At 71.9% G+C, this 2,542-nt stretch carries 3 protein-coding genes; all 3 read right to left on the minus strand.

The window, feature by feature from the left end; all coding sequences use genetic code 11:
- The coding region (locus tag EAO73_RS00120) for a TauD/TfdA family dioxygenase (RefSeq protein WP_147969403.1) at positions 1 to 1,023 on the minus strand (1,023 nt) is incomplete at its 3' end.
- A gap of 46 nt (positions 1,024 to 1,069) precedes the next feature.
- Positions 1,070 to 1,852, minus strand: a complete 783-nt coding sequence (locus EAO73_RS00125) for a thioesterase II family protein (protein WP_147969398.1) — start codon at positions 1,850 to 1,852, stop codon at positions 1,070 to 1,072.
- On the minus strand, positions 1,849 to 2,542 hold a 694-nt coding region (locus EAO73_RS00130), incomplete at its 5' end, for an AMP-binding enzyme (RefSeq protein WP_147969399.1). The genes EAO73_RS00125 and EAO73_RS00130, both read right to left, overlap by 4 nt.

Raw genomic sequence — 2,542 nt, forward strand, 5'->3', positions numbered from 1 at the left:
GGTGGAGGGGGCGGAGGCGGGCGAGCAGTCCGAGAGCGGCACCGGCTCGCCCATGGCGACGAGGATCTTCCGCTCCCCGGTGAACGCCTCACGGCCGTGCGCGCAGAGGATGTTGTCGACGAGCATCACGTCGCCCGACTGCCAGCTCTCCCGTACGGTGACCGCCTGGTACGCCTCGTTGATCGCGTCCACCTCCGCGTCGGTGAGGGCGGTGCCGTCCCCGAGGTAGGTGTTGAAGGGCAGCCCGTCCTCACCGAAGGTCTCGGCCAGCACCTCGCGGACGTCCTCGTCGAGGCTGCGGGCGTTCCAGAACGCGAAGTGGTTGAACCAGACCTTCTCGCCGGTCACCGGGTGCGTGATGATCGCCGAACGCCTCTGCCGCGTACGCAGGGTGTCCTCGTCCAGCCACTCGTAGCCGATGGCGTGCGCGTCGCAGTACTCCTCGGCACCGTCCGGGCTCTCCGAGGAGAACGCCTTGCGCCACGGCATGCCCGCCAGGTCCGAGTAGTTGCGTACGAGCAGCCAGCCGGCCTCCGCGAACCGACCGGCCAGCTCCGGCGGCAGCATGGCCAGTGCGGCGCGCATGTCACCGATGGTGGTGGCGCCGCCCGTCTCGGCGGCGGTGACACAGCCGAAGAGCAGCACACCGGGGAAGTCCAGCGTGTAGCTGTTCTCGTTGTGCAGCCGGATCGGCTGGACGGCCGGCAGATCGGTGGAGGAGAACACGCCCTCGCCGAAGTCGGTGCGCGGGGTGGCCTTCTCCTTGTAGCCGGCCCGCTCCGCGATCAGCGCGTCACGTGCCTCGGCGAACGTCGCCGCGTCCCGTACCGGCAGGCCGCGCAGCATGACCGCGCCGGAGCGGTGCAACTCGGCCTGGATCGCGGGCCGCTGGGCGGTCAGCCACGCGGTGGCCTCCGCCATGGAGCCGAACTCCGGCGTGTGGACGATCACCGGCTTGCCGGGCTCGCGAACAGGGGTGATACCGGTGGCGGCGGCGGCGGGCGGCTGGGCGAGAGCGGTCACGATGGGTTCCTCTTTCTCGGCTTGGTTCGAACGAAGTCGGGTGGGGTTACGCGGACGCGGTGGCGGAGTCGCGCAGGGCGTAGAGGACCGGGTTCAGGTGAGCGAAGAAGCCCGCCAGGTCCTGCTGGAAGTAGAAGTGGTCACCGGGCAGCACCTGCGGCTCGACCTCGTGGCCGGTCACCAGCGACCAGCCGGCGAGCATCTCCGCCGGGACGATCGGGTCGGCGTCCCCGCCGAACACCGCGACCGGGCAGTCCAGCCGGGCGTCCGGGGCGGTGCACCGGTAGGCGTCGTCGATCGCGAAGTCGGCGCGGATGGACGGCAGGACGATCTCGCGCAGCTCCGGGTCGTCCAGGATGCCGTCGTCGGTGCCGCCGCGCTCCTTGATGGCCGCGACCAGCTCGTCGTCGTCCAGCAGTTCCGGGTGCACGGGGCACTGGTTCGGCAGCACCGGCGCCCGGCACGCGGAGGCGATCAGCAGGCGCGGGGTGCGGCCGGCGGCCCGCAGGGCGCGTACGACCTCGAAGGCCACCAGCGACCCCATGCTGTGCCCGAGCACCACCAGCTCGCCGGTGTCGGCGGGCAGCGAGTCCACCACGGGCTGCGCCAGGTCGTCGACCGAGACCGGCAGGTCCTCGCAGTAGCGGGCGCCACGGCCCGGGTACTGGCCGATCAGCAGCCGCACATCGGCCGGCAGGTGCTCGCGCCAGCCGCCGTATGCGTGGGCGTTGCCCCCGGCGTGGGGCAACACCAGCAGCGACAGGCGGTGCGGGCCGTCACCGGGAAGGTCCCAGACGACGTCTTCGGGGGCGGGGAAGGCAGAGTTCATGAGCTGATCCGTTCTGTCTCGGTACGACGGCGGAGGGCGGGCCGGGCCTTCTTGGCGGCCGGCGCGGTCTTCAGCGCGGTGATGTGCTCGGCCAGCCGGGCCGGCGTCGGGTGCTCGAAGACGTCGCGGACGGTGAGCCGGACGTCCAGGGAGACGGCGATGTGGTTGGTGAGGCGGGCGCCCAGGAGCGAGTGGCCGCCGTGGTGGAAGAAGTCGTCGTCGATGGTCAGCGCGTTCTCGGCGCCCAGCGTCCGCGTGAAGAGGCCGACCAGGGTCTCTTCCAGCGGGGTGCGCGGGGCGCGGCCCCGGGAGACGACGGCCGCCGGTTCGGGCAGGGCGCGCCGGTCGATTTTCCCGTTGGGCGTGAGTGGGAGCCGGTCGAGGACGGTGAAGTAGGTGGGCACCATGTGCTCGGGCAGCCGCTCGACGAGGTGCCGGCGGATGTCCTCGGTCGTCACGGTCGACGTACCGGTCACCACGTACGCGGAGAGCCGGCGGCGGTGGGTGGTGACCGTGGCCTGGGTGATGCCGGGGTGGGTGAGGAGCGCGGCCTCGACCTCTCCGGGTTCGACGCGGAAGCCCCGGATCTTCACCTGGCTGTCGGCGCGGCCGTTGTAGTGCAGGTGGCCGTGCCGGTCGAAGTGGGCGAGGTCGCCGGTGCGGTAGAGGCGGGTGCCGGGGGTGCCGTAG

It is taken from the genome of Streptomyces sp. col6 (genome assembly GCF_008042035.1).
Classification (GTDB): domain Bacteria; phylum Actinomycetota; class Actinomycetes; order Streptomycetales; family Streptomycetaceae; genus Streptomyces.

Coding starts and splice junctions, on each gene's coding strand:
- EAO73_RS00125 (WP_147969398.1), bottom strand. CDS start 1,852: ATGAACTCTGCCTTCCCCGCCCCCGAAGACGTCGTCTGGGACCTTCCC.